The sequence below is a fragment of the Streptomyces sp. WM4235 genome (genome assembly GCF_001279725.1).
Classification (GTDB): Bacteria; Actinomycetota; Actinomycetes; order Streptomycetales; family Streptomycetaceae; genus Streptomyces.
In genome coordinates this window covers 60996-81416 of the sequence record NZ_LGDE01000304.1, presented here as the reverse complement: position 1 = coordinate 81416, position 20421 = coordinate 60996, and the positions used below count along the sequence as shown (strand labels likewise).

General features: G+C 73.4%; 20 protein-coding genes and 2 pseudogenes. 12 read left to right on the top strand and 10 right to left on the bottom strand.

Annotated features, from left to right (window positions below):
* A pseudogene (locus ADK55_RS20375) lies at positions 1-2032 on the bottom strand (ABC transporter permease); the annotation flags it as partial.
* Positions 2033-2256: 224 nt separating this feature from the next.
* Here ADK55_RS20375 and ADK55_RS20370 point away from each other — a divergent pair.
* Complete coding sequence (locus ADK55_RS20370; RefSeq protein ID WP_053680737.1) at positions 2257-2988, top strand: ABC transporter ATP-binding protein; 732 nt, start codon at positions 2257-2259, stop codon at positions 2986-2988.
* A gap of 66 nt (positions 2989-3054) precedes the next feature.
* Here ADK55_RS20370 and ADK55_RS20365 read toward each other — a convergent pair whose 3' ends face one another.
* Positions 3055-3600, bottom strand: a complete 546-nt coding sequence (locus ADK55_RS20365) for an RICIN domain-containing protein (RefSeq protein WP_053680735.1) — start codon at positions 3598-3600, stop codon at positions 3055-3057.
* Between the two features lie 248 nt (positions 3601-3848).
* Positions 3849-4811: a GlxA family transcriptional regulator gene (locus ADK55_RS20360; protein ID WP_053680733.1), complete on the bottom strand. Its 963-nt coding sequence runs from the start codon at positions 4809-4811 to the stop codon at positions 3849-3851.
* Positions 4812-5000: 189 nt separating this feature from the next.
* Here ADK55_RS20360 and ADK55_RS37830 point away from each other — a divergent pair.
* The 3 genes and pseudogenes from ADK55_RS37830 to ADK55_RS20350 form a co-directional block, all read left to right on the top strand.
* Positions 5001-5081 (top strand): annotated as a pseudogene (locus tag ADK55_RS37830) (DJ-1/PfpI family protein); the annotation flags it as partial.
* Between the two features lie 23 nt (positions 5082-5104).
* Entirely contained in the window at positions 5105-5602 is a 498-nt protein-coding gene (locus tag ADK55_RS20355) for a hypothetical protein (protein WP_053680731.1), read from the top strand.
* A gap of 1 nt (position 5603) precedes the next feature.
* Positions 5604-5885 (top strand): hypothetical protein, encoded by a 282-nt coding sequence (locus ADK55_RS20350; protein ID WP_053680728.1) that lies wholly within the window; start codon positions 5604-5606, stop codon positions 5883-5885.
* 3 nt (positions 5886-5888) lie between these two features.
* On the opposite strand, the gene ADK55_RS20345 is transcribed toward ADK55_RS20350, so the two are convergent.
* Together ADK55_RS20345 and ADK55_RS20340 are read right to left on the bottom strand one after the other, a co-directional pair.
* A complete protein-coding gene (locus tag ADK55_RS20345; RefSeq protein WP_053680727.1) occupies positions 5889-7400 on the bottom strand; it encodes a hypothetical protein in 1512 nt (503 codons plus the stop codon).
* Complete coding sequence (locus ADK55_RS20340) at positions 7397-8323, bottom strand: LysR family transcriptional regulator (protein ID WP_053680725.1); 927 nt, start codon at positions 8321-8323, stop codon at positions 7397-7399. The genes ADK55_RS20345 and ADK55_RS20340 overlap by 4 nt, the downstream gene beginning before the upstream one ends.
* A gap of 71 nt (positions 8324-8394) precedes the next feature.
* Here ADK55_RS20340 and ADK55_RS20335 point away from each other — a divergent pair, with 71 nt between their 5' ends.
* Positions 8395-9234: an NAD-dependent epimerase/dehydratase family protein gene (locus tag ADK55_RS20335; RefSeq protein ID WP_053680723.1), complete on the top strand. Its 840-nt coding sequence runs from the start codon at positions 8395-8397 to the stop codon at positions 9232-9234.
* Here the strand turns inward: ADK55_RS20335 and ADK55_RS20330 are convergent.
* On the bottom strand, positions 9225-9977 hold the full coding sequence (locus ADK55_RS20330; RefSeq protein WP_053680721.1) for a GntR family transcriptional regulator: 753 nt from the start codon (positions 9975-9977) through the stop codon (positions 9225-9227). The genes ADK55_RS20335 and ADK55_RS20330 overlap by 10 nt on opposite strands.
* A 233-nt stretch (positions 9978-10210) precedes the next feature.
* On the opposite strand from ADK55_RS20330, the gene ADK55_RS20325 reads away from it, so the two are divergent.
* The 5 genes from ADK55_RS20325 to ADK55_RS20305 are packed head-to-tail and all read left to right on the top strand — an operon-like array spanning position 10211 to position 14970.
* Complete coding sequence (locus ADK55_RS20325; RefSeq protein ID WP_078999191.1) at positions 10211-11380, top strand: extracellular solute-binding protein; 1170 nt, start codon at positions 10211-10213, stop codon at positions 11378-11380.
* Positions 11380-12279, top strand: a complete 900-nt coding sequence (locus ADK55_RS20320; protein ID WP_053680719.1) for an ABC transporter permease — start codon at positions 11380-11382, stop codon at positions 12277-12279. The genes ADK55_RS20325 and ADK55_RS20320 overlap by 1 nt, the downstream gene beginning before the upstream one ends.
* On the top strand, positions 12267-13208 hold the full coding sequence (locus tag ADK55_RS20315) for an ABC transporter permease (protein ID WP_371591322.1): 942 nt from the start codon (positions 12267-12269) through the stop codon (positions 13206-13208). The genes ADK55_RS20320 and ADK55_RS20315 overlap by 13 nt, the downstream gene beginning before the upstream one ends.
* Before the next feature lie 5 nt (positions 13209-13213).
* A complete protein-coding gene (locus tag ADK55_RS20310) occupies positions 13214-14308 on the top strand; it encodes an ABC transporter ATP-binding protein (RefSeq protein ID WP_053680717.1) in 1095 nt (364 codons plus the stop codon).
* Positions 14305-14970: an HAD family hydrolase gene (locus tag ADK55_RS20305; RefSeq protein ID WP_267887353.1), complete on the top strand. Its 666-nt coding sequence runs from the start codon at positions 14305-14307 to the stop codon at positions 14968-14970. Before ADK55_RS20310 ends, ADK55_RS20305 begins: the two co-directional genes overlap by 4 nt.
* 47 nt (positions 14971-15017) lie before the next feature.
* Here the strand turns inward: ADK55_RS20305 and ADK55_RS20300 are convergent, their stop codons facing one another.
* Positions 15018-16220, bottom strand: coding sequence for an MFS transporter (locus ADK55_RS20300; protein WP_053680753.1), 1203 nt, complete (start codon positions 16218-16220; stop codon positions 15018-15020).
* Positions 16221-16294: 74 nt separating this feature from the next.
* Here ADK55_RS20300 and ADK55_RS20295 point away from each other — a divergent pair, with 74 nt between their 5' ends.
* Complete coding sequence (locus tag ADK55_RS20295; RefSeq protein WP_053680715.1) at positions 16295-17062, top strand: DeoR/GlpR family DNA-binding transcription regulator; 768 nt, start codon at positions 16295-16297, stop codon at positions 17060-17062.
* Between the two features lie 66 nt (positions 17063-17128).
* Here the strand turns inward: ADK55_RS20295 and ADK55_RS20290 are convergent, their stop codons facing one another.
* Entirely contained in the window at positions 17129-17608 is a 480-nt protein-coding gene (locus ADK55_RS20290) for a hypothetical protein (RefSeq protein WP_159041492.1), read from the bottom strand.
* Between the two features lie 255 nt (positions 17609-17863).
* On the opposite strand from ADK55_RS20290, the gene ADK55_RS20285 reads away from it, so the two are divergent.
* Entirely contained in the window at positions 17864-18985 is a 1122-nt protein-coding gene (locus ADK55_RS20285) for a DUF2330 domain-containing protein (RefSeq protein WP_053680711.1), read from the top strand.
* Positions 18986-19047: 62 nt separating this feature from the next.
* On the opposite strand, the gene ADK55_RS38700 is transcribed toward ADK55_RS20285, so the two are convergent.
* A complete protein-coding gene (locus ADK55_RS38700) occupies positions 19048-19527 on the bottom strand; it encodes a hypothetical protein (protein WP_159041491.1) in 480 nt (159 codons plus the stop codon).
* Between the two features lie 466 nt (positions 19528-19993).
* On the bottom strand, positions 19994-20146 hold the full coding sequence (locus tag ADK55_RS38690) for a hypothetical protein (protein ID WP_159041490.1): 153 nt from the start codon (positions 20144-20146) through the stop codon (positions 19994-19996).
* Positions 20147-20421 lie beyond the last annotated feature (275 nt).

Here is a 20421-nt window from a genome sequence, read left to right as displayed (position 1 = left end):
CGATACCGGGGCTGCCGGGCTCGTCCGCGGAGTCCAGGGACACGTCGATGTCGATCCGTCGCGGCTGCCCGGGCAGGGTGATCCCGTTCGCGGCGGGGGCGGCCGGAGAGAGCGGCCCGAACAGTTCACGCATGCCGAGCCCGTCCCGCAGGTCCTCCCGGAGCGGGACCCGCTCGGCGGCGGCGGGAGCGTCCAGCGCGATCAGGGTGCCGGTCCGCTCACCGGGCAGGGAGTGTTCGCCGCGGATGACCGGGATCATCCTGTCGCCGCCGGGCAGCCTGGAGTACCGGCCGGCCCGCCCCATCGCGGACAGGTCGCTGCCGGAGATCCGCAGCCCTCCCGCGGTGATGAAATCGGCCTGGTCGTGCTGGGAGTCGGTCCACGCGGTGTGCTGCCCCAGTGCGAGGACCCCGCTGGAGACGGCGAGGACCAGCAACAGCACGGGCCCCGTGGCCCGCTTGGGGCGGCGGGCCAACTGCCAGCCGACGAGCGCGGGGCCGAGGCCGCGGCCCCGCGCGGCGACCCGGCCACCCAGCCGGGCGGCGAACGGCAGCAACCGCAGGACGAGCACGGTGCCCGCGCACAGCGCGAGCGTCGGCGCGGCGACCAACACGGGGTCGACGCCCAGGCCGTCGCCTCGCGCCGCGAGGCTCTCGTCGCCGCTGTACCGGGCGAGTTGGACGTAGGCCAGGACGGCGAGGACCACCAGCGCGAGGTCACCGCCGGCGCGGGCGGCGCCGGCCACGACGGCCTGGCGGGAACCACTGCGGCGCAGTACGGACGCGCCCGCCCCGCGGAGCACGACGGGCAGGGTGGTCAGCAGTACGCAGAACAGCGCGCAGCCGACCGCCACCGGCCACAGCGACCAGGCGCCGGCGGGGTCGAGGGACAACCGGGACAGCGGCCCGAACCGGCCGGCCAGGCGCAGCAGTGGCGGGGTGAGGAGCGGCGCGAGCACGGCGGCGGGGAGGGCGAGCAGCAGTGACTCGACGCCGGTGAGCAGCCCGAGCCGGCGGCGGGAGGCGCCCCGGGCGGTCAGCAGGATCCGCTCGACCTCCTTGCGGCCCGTCATCAGATGGGCCACCAGCAGCAGGGCGGCGCCGGCGAGCACCGCGAGCTGGAGGGCGCCGACCAGCAGGGTGGAGCGGGCGACCCGCTGGGCCGACGTCAACTCGGCCAGCAGATCGGGCAGTTCGGTCTTGGCCTTGAGCCCGGCGGCGGTGAGCGGGGCGCCGAGCGGGGAGCGCGCGTCGATACGGGTCGCGGCGGCTCGGACCGTCTCGATGTCCGAGGCGCCGGCGGCGGTGAAGTCCGCCGTCAGCAGGGCGGCGCGGCTGTCCTGCGGGAGCCCGCCGGCGGTGAAGGCGGAGTCGTCGGTGACCAGGGGGCCGTAGGTGGTGAACGCGCCGACCTGGAGCTCCCGGCCGCCGAGCGGGTCGAGCCGCCAGTACGGGGCGTCCGGTTCGGCCGCCCGGTAGACGCCGGTCACGCGGACGGTGAGCGGGGTCCCGCCGTAGCGGTCGTCGAGTCCGACCTCGGCGGGCAGCGCGTCGGCGGTCAACCCGAGCCGGTTCAGCGCCGCCTGGGGCACGGCGACCTCGACGCGGGAGGACGCGTTCGCGAGCGGCCGGGGCCACGCGCCGGACAGGAGTCGTACGCGATCCCGGTCGAGGGCCGCGAGCAGGGTCAGGTCCGCTTCCTTGCCGGGGGCCCGGGGGCCGGGAAGTCCGTACGCGCGGCTGCGCGCCACGCTCCGGACGTCGACCGGCAGCCCGCCGAACAGTCCGGTGGCGAAGGCGCGTACGGCCTCGTCGTCCTTGGCGCGGCTGCTCGTCGGATGCTCGCCGGTGACCGTCACCGTGGTGCGGGCCCGCCCCGGACCGTGGATCGCCTGTCGCAGCCCGGCCTCGTCCACCCCTCGGGAGAAGGCGAGCAGCGCGCTGAGCGCGGTCGTGGCGATGAGTACGGTCAGCAGCACGGCGGCGGCGAGCGGTAGTCGCCCGCGCAGCCGGCGCACGACGAAGCCGATCATGTGCCTGTTCCTCCCCCGTCCGGACCTCTGGTCCCGGATAGCGGACGATGTTGTCAGATTCGATCCCGTATCGGAAGGTACTTGCGCGAAGGATGTGACGGATGAGCAAATTCGGAAGGTAGTCGAAACGTGGCCGCCGGAAGCAGCCGCGAGCAGCTGAACGGCCGTGCGGCGGGCGGCGCCCACGGGCGCGCCCGGACGGCCGAACCGAGGGGGATCCCACCATGACGCAGCACCAGGTCGACACCGCGGCACCCATGGTGGTGGTGCGGGACCTCCGGCGGAGCTTCGGAACGGGCCAACAGGCCGTACACGCCCTGCGCGGCGTCTCGTTCGACATTCGCAGGGGCGAACTGGCGGCGCTCAAAGGCCGATCCGGGTCCGGCAAGACGACCCTGCTGAACCTGGTCGGCGGACTGGACGCCCCGAGCGGCGGCAGCGTCGTCCTCGACGGAACCGACCTGGCCACACTTGGCGAATCCGGGCGACTCGCACTGCGCCGTGACCGGATCGGTTTTGTCTTCCAGTCCTTCGGGTTGATCCCGGTCCTGACCGCCGCGGAGAACATCGGCATCCCGATGCGCATGCGAAAGGTCCCGGCCAAGCAGCGCGAGGAACGCGTCCGCACCCTGCTGGCCCTGGTCGGTCTCTCCGACCACGCGGCGCAGCGCCCCGGCGAACTCTCCGGCGGTCAGCAGCAGCGCGTGGCCGTGGCCCGGGCACTGGCCAACGAGCCCGCCCTGATCATCGCGGACGAGCCCACCGGCCAGCTGGATTCCGAGACGGGCCGCTCGATCATGGAACTGCTGCGCGCGGTGGTGCGCAGCGAGGGCGTCACCGCCCTGGTCGCCACCCACGACCCGACCCTGGTGGAACTCGCGGACCGGGTGGTGGAACTGCACGACGGCCGCGTCGCCGATCCCGATCCCGATCCCGCGCCCACGGCGAGGGCGTAGGGGACGGGCGGGCGGCCGTGGTCAGGCCGGGTCCCAGGTGGATCGGCGGACGGATCAGCGGGTGGATCAGCGGGTGGTCCAGAGCTGGCCGGGCGCCGAGGTGCACGGCATCTGCCGCACCTCGCGGCGACTGCCGGACGGCATGCCGGCGTCCTCCAGGCACAGGCCCGTGAGCCGGTTCTTGACGGTGGCGCGACCGTCCGCCCAGGTGAAGTCCCAGCGCTGGCCCGGGGAGTAGTTGCAGACCTTCTGGATGATGGTCGCCCCCGCCTCCAGGCCGGACGGTTGGAGACACAGGTTGGAGACGTGCGCCGGCCTCATGTCGACCGCCGGGTCACCGAGGACGCTCTCCGACCAGAACTTCTGGTACTCCTCGTTCTTGCAGTTGAACTGCTGGACGAGCGCGTCCTCGCGAGGTGAACCACCCCGGATGTCCAGACACTTGCCGGTGGCGATGTTGACGTACTGGGACTTGAACGAGGTCATGGCGGCCCCGGTGGCGGGCGACTCGGCGGGCCTCGCCTGGGCAGGCGCGGCAAGTACGGTGACGGCCGAGAGGACCGCGCCGGCGACGACTGCGGCACGAACGGCGAAGGGGTGCGGGGTGCGCATGATCGGGTGTGCTCCTCACCTGGTGATCGGATCGCCGGGCGGCGCGCCGTCCGGGTGGACGGGCGGCCGTGGAGTGCGCGGTGCGTCCCGGCTTCGGGCGCCAGTCTCGTGGGGTACGGCGGCCGGGCTCAAAGCCTTTCGACGTCCGTCGAATCCGGACATTTCCGAGCCTGCGTCATCGCCGGTCCGCAGGGCCCGCGGGGTTCGTCGGACGGCCGTCGATCAGCCGCGCATCCGGCCGGCGCGGATCACAGCACCTCGGCGGGCGTCCCGCGGAAGGAGGAGCGGTAGGCCTGCGGGGTGATCCCGGCGACCCGCTTGAACCGTTCCCGGAACGCGGTCGGTGAGCCGAACCCGGCCTGCGCGGCGATGCGCTCGACGCCGTACTCGGTGGTCTCCAGCAGGAACTGGGCCCGCCGGACCCGGGCGCGCAGCAGCCACTGCAAGGGAGTGGTCCCCGTCTGCTCCCGGAACCGGCGACTGAAGGTGCGCTCGCTCATGCCGGTCCGGGCGGCCATGGCGGCCAGGGTGAGGTCCCGCCCCAGGTTGTCCTCGATCCAGGAGAGCGCCGGCTCCAACAGCGATCCACGAGGCACGGGGGGTTGGGCGTGAACGATGAACTGGGCCTGCCCGCCCTCCCGTTCCAGCGGCATCACCGACAGTCGCGCGGCGTCCGCCGCGACCGCCGACCCGAAGTCCCGCCGGATCATGTGCAGGCACAGGTCCAGCCCGGCCGCCGCCCCCGCCGAGGTGAGCAACTGCCCGTTGTCGACGTAGAGCACGTCGGGACGCACGTCGACCAGCGGGAACTCCTCGGCCAGTCGCGCGGCCGCGATCCAGTGGGTCGTCGCCGCCAGTCCGTCCAGCAGCCCGGTCGCGGCGAGGACGAACGCGCCCGCGCAGATCGAGGCGATCCGGGTCCCGGCCGCCGCCGCGGAGCGCAGGGCCTCCAGTACCGCCGGGTCGGGCGGCGGGGCGTCCTCCGCGCAGCCGGGCACGACGATGGTGTCGGCGTCGGCCAGGGCGTCCAATCCGTACGGGGCGCGGATCGTGAACGCGTTGCTCGCGGTCACCTCGCCCCCGGTTCCGCACACCCGGATCCGGTAGGGCAGCCGTCCGTCGGCCAGTCGGGCCCTTCCGAACGCCTCGACGGGGGTCGCGATGTCGAAGGCCACCACATGGTCCAGCGCGAGAACCGCCACGGTATGCATGCGACCCAGGGTAGTTCGGTTCCCGCCATGCTCGAACAGGCAGGTCACGGTCCTGTGAAAGAGAAAGAAGCCGGTGGAGAGGGTTGGCGGGATCCCGTTGCCCTTTGTCATTTCTGCCCATGGGAGGAGTCGGGCGAGCCTCCTAGCGTGGGTCGCGCACACCCCACGAAGCGAAAGAGGCAAGCGGACATGCACGTTCAGTTCGTCCTGTTCGATGGATTCGACCCCCTTGATGTCATCGCCCCCTGCGAGGTCTTGCACGCGGCGGGCATGCTCGGCGCCACCGTCGCCCCGTGACCGCGTTCCTGCTCGCCGTGCACGTGGTGGCGGCCATCCTCGCCGTGGGGCCGGTGACCGTCGCGGCGAGCATGTTCCCGGCCGCCGCCCGGCGCGTTCGACCCGGTGAGTCCTGCGAACCAGCCGCCGGGGTCGGCGCGTCCGCCGCGTCCGGCGTTGGTGCGGTACGGCTGTTGCACCGCGTCTGTCGGGTCTACGCCGCGATGGGCGTGGCGGTACCGGTGTTCGGCCTCGCGACCGCGTCCTCCCTCGGGGTGCTGACCGATGCCTGGCTGATCGCCTCCATGGTGCTCACGGCCGTCGCCGCCGCGATCCTCGCGTTGCGGATCCTGCCGGGCCAGGAGGCCCTGGTGGCCCGACTGGAAGAGGGTGCGGCGCCGGTGGAGAGGACCGATACGGCCCGACTGGCCATGCTCACCGGCGCGTTCAACCTGTTGTGGGTCACGGTGACCATCCTCATGATCATCCGCCCCGGCTCGACGACGGGAGCCTGAGGTGAGCGCGCCCCACCCCGGACGGCTGCTGCGCACGGCCGCCGGCATCGAACTGGGCTCGTTCATCGTCCTGTTGGTGAACCTCGCCACCGTGCACCTGGCGTCGATCTCCTCGCTCGCCGGCCCCGTGCACGGCTGCGCCTACCTGTTCACCCTGGTCGCGGTGGCCCGCGACCCGAGACGTACCCCGCCGACCACGGCACTCGCCCTGCTGCCCGGGATCGGCGGTGTCCTGGCCCTGCGCGGGCTCACCCGATCCGATGCCCCCGTCCCCGCCGGCTGAGGCTCAGGGGACCAGCCCCTCCATGACCTCGCGCGGCAGCGCGGGATTGCGGGCCGCGGCCTCGGCCAGGCCCTCGTCGGGTCCGGTGAGCAGGGAGGCGAGGAGGGAGGGGGACAGCGCGGGATGCGCGGCGGCGATCTCGGCGGCCCTCGGGTCCCCCAGGCAGCGCGCCAGTGCGCCGGCCGTCGCGTTCGGATGTCCGGCGATCTCGCGCAGCGCCCGTCGTACCGGCGGTTCCTGCCGGGCCAGTTCCTCCAGCAGGGCGCCGGGCGCACCCGGGTTGGCGGCCACCCGCGCGTGCACCCCCACGCCGTGCGTGGCGACCATGGCGCGCAACAGCTCCTCGGTGAGGCCCGGGTGCGGGGCGACGGCCCTCAGCACTTTCGCGTCCGGGTCGGCGGCGAGCGCATCGCGCAGATCCGGGGGCAGATCGTGCCGGGCGGCCACGAGGGCACGTACGGACGGTCGGCCGGCGGCGAGTTCGCGGAGTTCGTCGGTCGACGCGGCCGCGATCCGGGGCAGCGTGGCGGAGCCGAGCCTGGTCGTCTCGGCCAGCGTGGTCAGTACGTCCAGGGGCAGCGCGGGATGGTGCGCCAGGGCGCGCCGCACAGCCGGGTCGGGGTCCGCGGCGATCGTGCGGAGCGTCTCGTCGCCCACCGCGGGATTGCCGGCCACGGCCGCGCGGACCCCCGGTGCGGGATCCCGGGCCAGTCGCGCGTACACCTCGGGCGGCAGCCCGGGACGCTCGGCGAGAGACCAACGCAGCAGGAGGGAGGGGTGGTCGACGAATCGGGCCGCCACGTCCGGTGGGGTCGCGGGGTTACCCAGGACCCCGTGCAGCGTGTCGTGCACGGTGGACTGGTGGGAGCCGTCGCACGCCGCCCCGCCGAACAGCGTGCAGTCGGGATCGGGACAGTTCGGGTCGTGCTCGTACGGGATCGGCTTGCTGTCGCAGACCAGGCAGGCGGTCGCCGCGGGCAGGCCCTCGCCGGTGAGCAGCGCGGCCAGTACGGCGGGCGGCGTGGCCTCGTTGACCGCCACCCCGCGCCGCACCTGCGCGTGCGGATGGCGTGCGAGCCGGGCCGCCATCGCCGGCTCGGGCGTGAACGCGGCAAGTTCGTGGACCACGTCCAGGGCCGGGTCGACGGCCAGGGCCTCGATCACGTCGTCCGGCAGACCCGCGCAGGAGGCCAACTCCTCCCGGTGCCGCACGACCGGGTGCCGTGCGAGGAGCCGGGCCCACTCGGGTCGGCCCGCGCCCGTGTCGAGCAGGGCGAGCGCGGTGAGCGGCCGGGCCACGGGATCCACGTCGGCGGCGGTCAGCAGGCCCGCGAAGGCGAGGCTCCGGGCGGTGTGCTCGTCGCGGGCGGCGAGCGCCACGACCTGGTCGTGGCGGAGGTCTCCGCGCTCGGCGAGTTCGGAGGCGAGGTCCTCGTCCGCGAGCGCGATCAGACGGTCCACCAGGGAGGCGGGAAGGCTCGGATTGGCGGCGAGGCCGTGCGGGACACGGTTCATCGGGGCTCCTTCGCCGCGTCCCGCAGGGCGGCGGTCAGGGTGTCGAGGTACGGCCGCGCGCCCCGCCGGCCCGCGGTGGCCAGCCCGAGGTGTCGGGTGGGGCGGGGAGGTTCGACCCGTACGGCGACGGGCGCCCCGGACGGGGCCGCGGGGCCCGGCCGGGGCGCGTCGGGCGGGGTGACCAGGGCGACCTGGGGAACGAGCGAGACGCCGACGCCCGCCGCCACCAGGGACTGGGCGAAGAAGTAGTCGGTGGTGGAGGCCGAGATCCGGATCTCGAAGCCGGACCGCTGCGCGTACCGTCGCAGGTAGGCCTCGGTCCTGAGGCAGCCGAGCACCCAGCGTGCGTCGGCCAGTTCGGCCAGGGCGATCGAGTCGCGTCCCGCGTGCGCGTGGTCGGGCGGCAGTACCACCCACAGGGGGTCGTCCATCAGCGGCGACCAGTCCACTCCGGGCAGCACGGGCAGGGGCTCGTCGAAGTGGTAGCCGAGGGCGAGGTCCGCCGCACCGTCGCGCACCATCGGCAGCGCGGCCTCCGGTTCGGCCTCCCGCACCGTCAGTTCGACCTCGGGGTGCGCCGCCACGAACCGGGGCAACGCCGCCGGCAGCAGGTGCCGGCCCCCGCTGGTGAACGTGGCGACCGTCAGGCGGGGGCGGGGCGCGCTGAGGCGCTCGATCGCGTTCCGTACCTGGTCCAGTTCGGCGAAGATCGACTCCGCGGCCTCCGTCAGCAGCCGTCCCGGTTCGGTGAGGGTGATCCCGCGGCTGCCGCGCACGACCACCGGCTGACCGACTCCTCGTTCCAGTGTCGCGATGTGTTGGGAGACGGCGGAGGGGGTCAGGCGCAGGGCGCCGGCCGCCTTGTTGAAGCTGCCGTGTTCGGCCACGGCGCGCAGCACGCGCAGCCGTTGCACATCGATCAACAGTTTTCCTTACGGCGGGTTCAGCAAGACAGCAGTACCGCGGGGGACCCTACAGCGGCAGAGTCGAAGGCATGCGAAATTTCTTGGTCATCGGCGGGAGCCGGTACTTCGGCAGGCGCCTGGTCACCTCGCTCCGCGACGCCGGCCACCAGGTCACCGTCCTCAACCGGGGGTCCGCCGCCCCGCCGCCCGGTGTCGGCCACCTCGTCGCCGACCGCGAAGACGAGGCGCGGCTGCGCACGGCCCTGGGGCGGCGGAGCTTCGACGTCGTCCTCGACCAGGTCTGCTACACGCCGGAGCAGGCCGCCCTCGCCCGCCGTGTCTTCGCGGGCACCGCGGGGCGTTACGTGATGACCTCCACCATGGAGGTGTACGACCCGGCGCCCCCCACCCCCGAAGCGGCCGCCTACGCGCGGGGCAAGCGAGAGGCCGAGGCGGAACTGACCGACGCGGAGTTCCCGTTCGTCGCCGTACGCAGCGCCCACGTCCTCGGCGGCGGGCCCGCCGAGTTCACCGGGAGGCTCGCGCACTACGTCGAGCGGATCGGCTCCGGCGCCCCGGTGGACGTCCACGAGGCCCCGCACCCCACGTCCTTCATCCACCACCACGAGATCGCGGACTTCCTGCGCTGGACGGCCGAGGAGAGCTTCACCGGCCCCGTCGACGCGGCCTCCCACGGCGCCCTGACCGTCACCGAACTCTGCGAGCTGATCGGCGAACGACTGGGACGACGGCCCCGCTACCGGACGGTCGGGGCGGGCGGGCCCGCGTCGCCGTTCTCCTTCGACCGGGGCTACGCACTGGACAACTCCCGTGCCACCGCGCTCGGTTTCCGCTTCACCCGGACCACGGACTGGCTGCCGGGGGAGATCGCGGAAGTCGCGCGCCCGGCCTTCCGCGATCATGTCTGACGATCGCCCGGGTGCCTTCCCAAGGGGGTCGCCACCGCCGAGTTGCTCACACTGAAGGTGACGCTGCCCGCCCGGTAACGGTCGTCTGACCACTCGATCGGGCGGCCGGTACGGGTCGCGGACACGTGCCGTTGGCGGAGCAGGGCCCCGCCGCGCCTGATCCCCAGCAATCGGGCGTCCTCGCTCCCGGCCGGCAGCGCGTCGATCAGGTGCTCGCCGTACTGGGCGACGATCCCCGAGTCGCGCGCGAGGCTGTCCATCACGGAGCGGCAGTCCTCGGGCAGCGCCTCGACCGCCGCCGCGACCCAGTCGGCGTACGCGGTGCGCTCCACCATGGTCGGCTCACCGTCCAGCAGGCGCAGCCGCAGCACGGCCAGGATCTCCGTACCCGGCCGCACCGCGAGCCGCCGCGCCTCCTCGGCGCCGGCGGGACGTCGGATCCGCGAGAGGAACCGGCCGGCGGCCTCGTGGCCCACGCCCTCGGCCCACTGCGCGAAGCTGTTCAGCTCGCCGAAACTGTGCTTGCGCTCGTGAGGCAGGACGATCCTGCGCGCGCCCTGCCGGGAGCCGACGAGCCCTTCGGCGGCGAGGGTGGCCACCGCCTGGCGGACCGTGCCGCGCGAGGCCGACCACCGGGCGGCCAGATCGCTCTCCGAGGGCAGCCGCGCACCCACCCGGTACTCGCCGGACAGGATCGCCTGTCGCAGCGCCTCGGCGATCTCCAGATACCTGACCGTGCCCATGCCGTGCGCCCCTCGTCGAACCGACCGACCGTCTTCCCGTTACTCATGATCATCGAACCGCCCCTGTCACGGCTTCTTTCGGTCAATCTCCGCTCTTCCGCAAGCCGTGCTCCACGGTCCAGCCGCCGTTCACCGTCCGTACAGCGGACCCGGGCGAACTGGAGCCAACTTGTTCAGACAAGTGGTCTGACAAGTGGTCGGACAAGAAACCCCCTTCGTCTCCGGGAGAGACCGTGCTCAGTTCCTCCGCCCGTCGTGGTGCGGCCGTACTGCTCGGCGTCGCCGTCCTCACCACGCTCAGCGCGTGTGGTGCCGCCCCCGACCAGCAGAACGCCGGTTCGACCGGTGACGCCAAGAAGGGCGTACAGCCGGGCGCCGCGGCCTCCCTGGCCGACTTCGGCGACCTGAAGGGCCTCGTCGCCGCGGCCGAGAAGGAGGGCCGGCTCAACGTGATCGCGCTGCCCGCCGACTGGGCGAACTACGGCGAGATCCTCAAGGCCTTCCAGGCGAAGTACCCCAAGATCCAGATCAACAGCGAGAACCCGGACGCCGCCAGCGCCGACGAGATCGCCGCCGTCAAGTCCCGCAAGGGCCAGAAGCGCGCCCCCGACGTCCTCGACCTCGGCATCGCCTTCGCACGCAGCGGAGCCGGCGAGAACCTCTTCGCCCCGTACAAGGTCACCGCCTGGGACAAGATCCCCGCCGGTCAGAAGGACGCCGACGGCCGCTGGTACAACGACTACGGCGGCTACATCTCCATCGGCTGCGACGCCGCCCGCGTCCCGAACTGCCCGAAGACCTTCGCGGACCTCCTGAAGCCCGAGTACAAGGGCAAGGTCGCCCTCAACGGCAACCCGACCAAGTCCGGTTCCGCCTTCGGTGGCGTCTACGCGGCGGCCCTCGCCAACAAGGGCTCCTTCGGGGACATCCAGCCCGGCATCGACTTCTTCGGGCAGCTGAAGAAGAACGGCAACTTCATCCCCGTCGAGTCCACCCCGGCCACCGTCGAGAAGGGCGAGACGCCCATCTCCATCGACTGGGACTACCTGAACGCCGGGTACGCCGACCAGTTCAAGGGCAAGGGCGTCGACTGGAAGGTCGCCGTCCCCACCGACGGCGTCTACGCCCAGTACTACTCGCAGGCCATCAACAAGGACGCCCCCAACCCGGCGGCCGCCCGCCTGTGGATGGAGTTCCTCTACAGCGCCGAGGGCCAGAACCTCTGGCTCAAGGGTTACGCCCGCCCGGTCCTGCTCCCCGTCATGACGCAGGACGGCAGCGCCGACAAGGCCGCCGTCGAGAAGCTGCCCAAGGTCCAGGGCACCCCGTCCTTCCCGGCCTCCGTCGAGCTCGACAAGGCCAAGGCCACCCTCGCCGAGAAGTGGGACAAGGCCCTCTCCTGATGTCAGCCTCCTCCACCACCCCCCACCAGGGGACCGCCGGCGGCGCCCGCCGCCGGCGGCGCGGCCCGCGCACCTGGCTCGCCACCCTGCCCCTCCTCGTCTTCACCGGGCTGTGCTTCGGCATCCCGCTCGGCGCCATCGCCTTCGGAGCCGTCACCACCACCGACCCGGCCCGCGGCACCACCGCCCTGACCGGCGAGCACCTCGCGCGCTCGCTCCAGGGCCCCTACCTCGACTCCCTCGTCGGCAGCGTCCGGCTCTCCGCCCTGACCGCGCTGCTCGGCGGCGTGCTCGGCGTGCTGATCGCCCAGGCCGTGGTCACCTCACGGTCGACGGCCCTGCGCAGCGCCACCCTCACCGCGTCGGGCGTGCTGGCCAACTTCGGCGGCGTCCCGCTGGCGTTCGCGTTCATCGCCACCGCCGGCATCTCCGGAGTCGTCACCCGACTCGCCGATCTCGGCGGCCTCGGCTGGAACCTGTACTCCTTCACCGGCCTCTCCGTCGTGTACCTGTACTTCCTCACCCCGCTGATGGTCCTGGTGATCGCGCCCGCGCTCGACGGACTGCGCCCGCAGTGGCGCGAGGCCGCGGAGAACAGCGGGGCCACCGGCCGCCAGTTCTGGCGCCACGTCGGGCTGCCGGTCCTCGCGCCCTCTCTGCTCGGCGGGTTCGTGCTGCTCTTCGGCACCGCCTTCGCCGCGCACGCCACGGCCGCCGCACTCGTCGGAGGCTCCGTGCCCCTGGTCACGCTGAAGATCGCGGACGCGCTGGCCGGGAACGTCCTCACCGGCCAGGAGAACGTGGCACTCGCCCTCGGCCTCGACATGATCCTGATCGCCGGCCTGGTCATGGCGGTCTACCTGCCCCTCCAGCGACGGAGCGCCCGATGGCTGCGATGACCCCGACGCCCACCCGGAACACCGTCGAGGCCCTGGAGGCCGCCGCCGCGGGGGAGCCGGCAGCCACGCCGGCCCGGACCCCGCGCAGGTCCCGACCACGCCCCCGGGTCTGGCGCGGCGCCGTACTCCTCCTGGCGGGCGCCTACTTCCTCGTACCGCTCGTCGCCTCCTTCGTGTTCACCGTGCACGTGCCGGGCCAAGGCGTCACCTTCACCGCCTACACCGAACTCCTCGCCGCCGACGGCTTCACCGAGAGCCTGCTGCTCTCCCTGGGTCTCGCCGCCGCCACCATCGCGCTGTCGCTGCTCCTCGCGGTGCCCGCGCTGGTCGGCGTGCGCATCGGCTCGCCCAGGCTGCGCCCGGTCGTCGAGGTCATGTGCATGCTGCCCCTGGTGGTGCCGCCCATCGCGCTGGTCACCGGCATCACCACCGTGCTGCGGTGGGGACCCGAGCACCTCTCGCGGACCCCGCTCTACCAGACCTTCCTCGCGGTCCAGGACGAGAGGTTCCCCGTCGTCCTGGTCCTCGCCTACACCGTGCTGGCGCTGCCGTTCGTCTACCGCTCCCTCGACGCCGGCCTGCGCGCCGTGGACGTGCCCACCCTGGTCGAGGCGGCCCGCAGCTGCGGCGCGAGCTGGCCGTACGTCGTCCTGCGCGTCCTGCTGCCCAACCTGCGGGCCTCGCTCGCCGGAGCCGCCTTCCTCACCCTGGCCCTGGTCCTCGGCGAGTTCACCATCGCCTCGCTCCTCGGATTCCGGCCCTTCGCGGTGTGGATCGTCTCCATCTCCGGCGCCCAGGCCCGGATGTCTGTGGCCGTCTCCATCCTGAGCCTCCTGATCACCTGGCTGCTGCTGCTCGTCCTCTCGCGGGCCGGGACCACCCCGACCGCCGCGACCGGCGTCGCCCCCACCTCCCGCAAGGAGTCCTGACCCCCATGTCCACCACCCTTCCCGCGACCCGGAAGCCGGCGGATCCCGACACCCCCTCGGGGGCGCGCGTCGAATTCCGCGGCCTGCGGCGGACGTTCGGCTCCACCGTGGCCCTGGACGGTCTCGACCTGACCATCGAACCGGGCGAACTCGTGGCACTGCTCGGACCGTCGGGCTGCGGAAAGACCACCGCGCTGCGCGTCGTCGCCGGCTTCGAACAGCCCGACGCCGGTGAGGTCCTCGTCGACGGACAGGACATCACCCGCGTCCCGGCCAACCGCCGCGACGCCGGGATGGTCTTCCAGTCGTACAGCCTCTTCCCGAACCTCAACGCCCGCGACAACGTGGCCTTCGGCCTGCGCGTGCGCAAGGTGGACGCGGCACGGCGCCGCGAGCGCGCCGCCGAACTCCTCGACCTCGTCGGCCTGCCCGACCACGGAGACCGCTACCCACACCAGATGTCCGGCGGCCAGCAGCAACGCGTCGCACTGGCCCGCGCCCTCGCCCTGCGCCCGCGCGTCCTCCTCCTCGACGAGCCGCTCTCCGCACTCGACGCCAAGGTGCGCTCGAACCTGCGCGACGAGATCCGTCGACTCCAACTCTCCCTCGGCATCACCACCGTGTTCGTCACGCACGACCAGGAAGAGGCCCTGTCGATGGCCGACCGCGTCGCCGTGCTGAACGCCGGGCGGCTGGAGCAGTGCGCGGCCCCCGCCGAGCTGTACGAGCGGCCGGCGACCCCCTTCGTCGCCGAGTTCGTCGGCACCATGAACCGGCTCCCGGGCCGGCTCACCGACTCCGGGCTGGTGGACGTGGCGGGCGCACGGCTGCCCGTGGACGGCCCCGTCCCGACCGGCAGGGACGTGGAGGTGCTGGTCCGCCCGGAGAACGTCACCGCGACCGCCGACGCCGCCGGCACGGCCACCGTGGTCTCCGCCGCCTTCTTCGGATCCGTCACCCGGCTCCACCTCGAACTGCCCGGCGGGGCGAGCGTCAAGGCCGACCTGCCGTCGCGGGACGCCGGGGACCTGCCGCCCGGCGCGCGGGCGACCGTGGGCCTGGCCGAACGGCCCGTACTCGTCGTGGCGAGGGCCTCGTGAGCGGGCTCGCGGCGGTCCTGTTCGACATGGACGGCACCCTCGTCGACACCGAGGTGCTGTGGTGGCGGACCACCGAGGAGACCGCCGCCGCGCTGGGCCACGCCCTGACCGACGCGGACGCGCCCGAGGTCGTCGGCCGGGCGGTGGAGGACACCGCCGCCCACCTCGTACGGGTCACGGGCGGGGGAGACCCCGTACGGGTGGGCGCCGCGCTCACCGAGGACTTCCTGCGGCGGGTGCGGGCCGGCGCGCCGATGCGCGCCGGAGCCCAGCGGTTGCTGACCGCGCTCACCACCGAAGGAGTGCCCTTCGCCCTGGTCAGTGCCTCGCCGCGGGTGGTGGTCGACTCGGTGCTCGACGGCCCGCTCGCCCACGTCCCCTTCGCCCTCACGCTCTCCGCCGACGACACCGCGCGGACGAAGCCCCACCCGGACCCCTACCGGGCCGCCGCCCAACGGCTGGGCCTCGAACCGGCGGCGTGCGTGGCGGTGGAGGACTCCCCGGACGGCGCGGCCTCGGCGGAGGCGGCCGGCTGCGGGGTCCTGGTGGTGCCGTCCCTGCTGCCGGTGCCCGGCTCGGCGGCGCGCCGCTTCGCCCGGACGCTGGAGGAGGTCACCCCGGACGTCCTGCGCGCGTGCCTGGCCTCGCGCCTCCCGGCCTGACCACGTACCTCAGGGCCGGGCCGGACGCCACACGGCGCGGAGGGTCCTCACGCGGCCGGCTCCGATGCAGGCCGCGGTCGCGAGCCCTCGGTGGCCGGCGGCCGGGCCCGCAGCACCCCGGCAGCGCCCGCCGCGACGAGGCAGAGCGCGACGGGCAGCAGCAGCGCCAGGTTGAGCGGCACCAGGTGGGTGAGCGGGCCGATCACGGCCGGCCCGGCCAGCATGCCGAGGTAACCCAGGCCGGCGACCCGGGACACGTTGGTGCCGGAGCCGCCCCGGTCCTCGTGTCCGGCGGCGCTGAAGAACTGCGGGACGCAGCCGGACAGTCCGAGACCGAAGGCCGTCCAGCCGGCCAGCGCCATCGGGACGGAGTCGCCGAGCGCGGCGGCCGTCAGCCCCAGGGCCGCCAACACGGCCCCGTACCGCACCACGAACACCGGACCGGTGCGTGCCACCACTCGATCGGTGACCAGGCGTCCGGCGGTCATCGCGGTGGAGTAGGCGCCGTAGGCCAGGGCGGCTGTCGCCGCGGGGGCGTCGAGGACGTCCCGCAGGTGCAGCGCGCTCCAGTCGTTGGCGACGCCCTCGCAGAGCATCAACGCGAAGGCGAGTGCGGCCAGGGCCCAGATCCGCGCGGGCGTACGCCGTTTCACCCCCGGCGCGGCCTCGGCACGGTCCTTCGCCTGCTCGGCGGGAGACGGCAGCAGGGCCGCCGAGGCCGGCACGGTGAGGACGAGGCCGAGCACGGCCACCGTCGTCAGCGTCAGGGTCGTGCTCCAGCCGAGCCCGAGCGTCAGCGCCCCGGTGAGCGCGGCGAGCACCCCGCCCAGCGAGAACACCGCGTGGAAGGCGGACATGACCGGCCGCCCGTAGGCCCGTTCCACCTGTACGGCATGGGTGTTCATGGCGACGTCGAGACAGCCGTTGCCGAAGCCCAGCACGAACAGGGCCACGCCCAGGGTCAGGACGTCACCGGCCACCGCGGGCAACACCAGGGCCGCACTGCACAAGGCCGCCCCGACCGGAACCGTGCGGCGGCTGCCGATCCGGTCCGTGAGCGGCCCGGCGATCTGCATGCCCAGGAACGCCCCGGCGCCCAACAGCAGGAGCAGCGAGCCGAGGACGGCGTGGCTGATGCCGGTGCGGTGTTCCACGGCGGGAATGTGCACGATCCACATGCCCATGAGGAATCCGTTGAGCGCGAAGAAGGCGAAGGTGGCGAGGCGCGCGGCCCGCAGGGATCTGCTCATGGAAAACACCATAGGGAACAGAATTGATGTTCACCAGCTTGAGTTTCGAACATAGAGAATGTTCAATGGGGGGTATGGCGAGCACAGCGAGTACAGATCGACTGAGACGGATCACCGAGGCCGTACGCGACCGCGAGCAACTGAGCGTGGCGGAACTCGCCGAACTCACCGGCGCCTCGGAGATGACCATCCGCCGCGACCTGGAGGCACTGGCCGACCAGGGAGTGCTGGAACGCTTCCGGGGAGGCGCCCGCAGCCTGCTGCTGCGCGGCGAGGAGCCCCCGTTCGCCCTGCGCGCCCGGGAGGGCGAGGACGTCAAACGGAGGATCGCCGCCGAAGTGGCATCCCTGATCGCGGACGGGGAATCGGTGGTCGTCGACAGCGGCACCACCTGCCTGGAAGTCGCCCGCGCACTGAAGGAGCGGCGGATCACCGTCATGCCACTGTCCCTGCACGCGGCCAACGCGCTGACCGGGGCACCGCACCTGACGCTTCTGCTGCCCGGTGGACTGCCGCGCCCGGGAGAGCTGGCCCTGACCGGGCCCCTCACCGAGACCTCGCTGGCCGCGCTGCGCTTCGACACCGCCGTCATCGGCTGCTGCGGTCTGGTCCCGACGGACGGCCTGACCGCCTACGACCTGGCCGACGCCGCGGTCAAACGCGCCGCCATCGCCTCGTCGCGCCGGGTCATCGCGGTCGCGGAGGCGGCGAAGCTGACGCGCACGGCGCTCGCCTTCGTCGCCCCCGCCGCGACCCTGCACGCCGTGGTCACCGACACCTCCGCCCCGGAGGCCGCCATCGAGGCGCTGACCCGGGAGGGCGTCACGGTAAGGGCGGTGTGACGGGCCGAGTGGCGTGCGGGACCCGGCTCGGATCTGTCCCCGTCGTCACGCGCGGGCCCGCCGCCGTCACGCGCAGAGGGTCAGGATCTCCACGACGCCCTCCGCGTACGCGGCCGTCACCGAGTCCGGGCCACCGGCCGCCTCCCGACGCAGCTCGGGCAGGGACCGGCGAACGAAGGCCGCGCACTGCCCGTACAGCCCGGCCTCGTGCGAGGAGCCGTCGTCCTCCGTGCCCAGCAGGGCCAGCAGCGTGCGCAACAGCGCCTCGCGGGTCGCCTGGCGGGGCGGCCCCGCCGACCAGATGGCCATCAGCACCCCGCAGGCCGCCGGAGCCGGCGCCTGGAGCCTCGACCACGTGAAGACATGCCCGGCCAAGGCGTGGAACGCGGCCGGGTGTCCCTCGGCGGCGTCCCAGAGCGTGGGTACGAGATGCCCTGCGGAATGCCCGCATCCGCATTCGATGGCCTCCCAGTCGTGCCGTTCGATCTCCGCCTCCACGGCATCCGGCACGAGGGGGCTGCGCCGGGGATTGTCCGTCCGTTTCATGGGGCCAGTATGGGAGCCGCGGACCACCCCCGACCAGGGCCCATCCGGCTGGCGCTACGAACGTTGACCGACCGTGTCCCGGCGGCCTCCGCGACGGTCGATCCGCCCCACGGAACGGGGTCGACAGGATACTTTCGGTCACGCGTCCGATGGGTTTCGGCCGGCGTCGAGTGACGACGGCCGGTGACGACCGATGGCGACAGGCGGCGGACGCGTGTCCGGAACCGGATCCCGTGACCGCTCGTCCCAGACCGCGTGTGGAACGCAACGAAGAGACGAAGAGTACTGGCCGTCCTGCTCGCCCTGCTCGCGACGCAACTCGGCAGCCTTGTCGACCCCGCCTACGCCTGCGGCTGCGGGGCGATGGTCCCCGACGGCTTCTCCCGGATCGGGGTGGCCCGCGAGACCTCGGTCGTGCGGTGGGACGGCCACACGGAACAGATCGTGATGCGGTTCACGGTCGGCGGTGACGCCAAACGCGCCGCATGGATCATGCCCGTGCCCTCGCGGGCCGGCGTCGAACTCGGCGACCCGGACCTGATCCCCGAACTCGGTCGGCTGACCCGCCCCGAGCACAAGACCCGCACCTACTTCTGGCCCCGCGACCGCGACTGGCCCTTCTCCTCCGGCCGCCTCGACGGAGCCGGCGCCGCACGGCCCGGCGCCGGCGCCCCGTCCGTCGGTGTCGTCGGCCGCGAACGGCTCGGCGACTTCGACGTCGCCCGACTGACCGCCACCGACCCGGACGCCCTGGGCGACTGGCTGGAGAGCAACGACTTCACACTGCCCGACCGGCTCGCCTCGGAGCTGAAGCCGTACGTCGACCGGAAGTGGGAGTACGTCGCCGTCCGCCTCGCCCCCCGCGAACAGGGCGCGACGCTGGGCGGCGAGCTCGACCCGCTGCGCATCAGCTTCGCCAGTGACCGACTCGTCTACCCGATGCGACTGTCCCGACTCGCCAAGTCCGCCCAGGCGCTGGGCCTGTACGTACTCGCCGACCACCGGATGGAACCCGCGTCCCCGATCGGCGGGGCCGCCCCGGAGGTGACCTTCGCCGGGACGGTCACCCCGGAGGGTTCCCTGGCCGAGTTCACCGGCGGCGCCGCGCCGGTGTTCCTGACCGCGATCGACCAACGGTTCCCCGACCCCAGCCGCATCGACGGGGACCACGAACTGCGCGCCACCGCGAAGGACACCCCGTTCCGGCAGGTCCTGTACCGGGACGAACTCCTCACGGCGGGCGGCGTGCCCGTCTGGCTGCCGACGGTGGCGGGAGCCCTGCTGGTCCTCGCGAGTACGGCGGTGACCCTGCTGTCCGTACGCCGTTCCCGACGCCGCCGCCACCCGTCGGCCGCGACGGCGCCGCCGACGGGCTGACCGGGGCGGGGTGCGCCCGGTCGGGGTGCGTTCCCCGGCAGACGCCCACCGCCCGGCAGGTTCTACGGGCGCAGCCCGGCGATCAGGGAGGCGGTGCGGATGAAGTCCACGGGCCCGGTGTTCCGGTCCGCGCTCATCGGGCTGACGGCGATCCTGCCCGCGCCGACGGCCTCCACGTTGCCGCCCCGGGCGGCGGGTCTCGGGTCCACCTGCACGCCCATCCTCCAGGTGCCGTCGCCGGCGTCGGTGAGGTCGGGCCTCAGCAGGGTCTGCGGGTCCTGGACGGTCGAGGCCACCCCGGCCGCGGTGCCCTTGCCGTCGGCGCCGACGACCGGATGGTTGACGTTCAGCCCGATCCCCGGGGGCAGGAGTGGACCGGACCGGGGCGCCCGGAGGCGCAGCCGGTCGATCAACTCGACCGCGAAGTCCACTGTCGGCCCGCTCGCGTTGACCGTGGTCACCGGATCGGGCGTCGTCACACCGCCCGTGCTCAGGGCGATGGCCGGCACACCGGACTCCAGCGCGGCGACCGCACCGCCCACCGTGCCGGAGGGTGGCCAGACCGGCAAGGTTGGGGCCGAAGTCGGTGCCCGACACCACCAGATCGGGGGCGCGACCCTCGAACACCTCGGACAGTCCGAAGGCCACCGACTCGCCGGGAGTGCCGATCGACGGCGCGGGGCGTACACCCCCTGTCCGGGGCACGCCGGCGAGCGCCGCGGGCCGCTCGACGGCCCGTGTTCACACCGCTCGGCAGTACAGGCCCCCCTTCCTGCCGCACGCCGCCGCGGGCGAGCGCAGAGGGTCCGTCGAGGGTCTCGGAGGCGACTTCGGTCACGGATGGACCCGCCCTCCCCTGCACGGTGCGCGAACCACTCGCCTGCCGCGAGCGCGTGGCGGCGGTCCCGGCCCGTCGCGTCGAGTGCCGCCGGGAGGCGGGGCGAGACGGCGAAACCCACCCGCCGCTGCCCGTCTCCTCGGCCACGACGCGCGGTTGCCCGTCCTCGACTAGCTTCTCGTGGCCGGCCGGCCGGCTCCGGTCGGGAGGAATCCCCGCTCGACGAGCGCCTCCTCGGCCTCGAAGTCGCCGCACCGAAGGGAGTCGAGGGCGCCGATCCCGGAACCGGTCACCCGGTTCGCCGAGATGTCGCCCGCTGCCATGAAGAAGCTGCCACGAAGAAGCTGCCACGAAGAGCCCGACGGTGCCGCTCACGAGCGCATCGCGCCCGAGCGCGTTCGAGGTCCGGGAAGCGCCGGGGCAGTGTGGCCCGGCCCTCGGCCCGGCGCCGCTACGGGAGGAGACCGTACCGGCCCGCGTACCGGCCCGCGTACCGGCCCGCGTACCGGCCCGCGTACCGGCCCGCGTACCGGCCCGCGTACCGGCCCGCGTACCGGCCCGCGTACGGCTTGCCGGGCCGGCAGGCGCGCTCCGCCCA

Bases quoted from the DNA above. Each gene is read 5' to 3' on its own strand.
- ADK55_RS20345 (WP_053680727.1), bottom strand. From the start codon at position 7,400: ATGAACCGTGTCCCGCACGGCCTCGCCGCCAATCCGAGCCTTCCCGCC.
- ADK55_RS20370 (WP_053680737.1), top strand. From the start codon at position 2,257: ATGACGCAGCACCAGGTCGACACCGCGGCACCCATGGTGGTGGTGCGG.
- ADK55_RS20365 (WP_053680735.1), bottom strand. From the start codon at position 3,600: ATGCGCACCCCGCACCCCTTCGCCGTTCGTGCCGCAGTCGTCGCCGGC.
- ADK55_RS20330 (WP_053680721.1), bottom strand. From the start codon at position 9,977: ATGGGCACGGTCAGGTATCTGGAGATCGCCGAGGCGCTGCGACAGGCG.
- ADK55_RS20335 (WP_053680723.1), top strand. From the start codon at position 8,395: ATGCGAAATTTCTTGGTCATCGGCGGGAGCCGGTACTTCGGCAGGCGC.
- ADK55_RS20310 (WP_053680717.1), top strand. From the start codon at position 13,214: ATGTCCACCACCCTTCCCGCGACCCGGAAGCCGGCGGATCCCGACACC.
- ADK55_RS20315 (WP_371591322.1), top strand. From the start codon at position 12,267: ATGGCTGCGATGACCCCGACGCCCACCCGGAACACCGTCGAGGCCCTG.
- ADK55_RS20290 (WP_159041492.1), bottom strand. From the start codon at position 17,608: ATGAAACGGACGGACAATCCCCGGCGCAGCCCCCTCGTGCCGGATGCC.
- ADK55_RS20320 (WP_053680719.1), top strand. From the start codon at position 11,380: ATGTCAGCCTCCTCCACCACCCCCCACCAGGGGACCGCCGGCGGCGCC.
- ADK55_RS38690 (WP_159041490.1), bottom strand. From the start codon at position 20,146: ATGGCAGCGGGCGACATCTCGGCGAACCGGGTGACCGGTTCCGGGATC.
- ADK55_RS20295 (WP_053680715.1), top strand. From the start codon at position 16,295: ATGGCGAGCACAGCGAGTACAGATCGACTGAGACGGATCACCGAGGCC.
- ADK55_RS20360 (WP_053680733.1), bottom strand. From the start codon at position 4,811: ATGCATACCGTGGCGGTTCTCGCGCTGGACCATGTGGTGGCCTTCGAC.
- ADK55_RS20300 (WP_053680753.1), bottom strand. From the start codon at position 16,220: ATGAGCAGATCCCTGCGGGCCGCGCGCCTCGCCACCTTCGCCTTCTTC.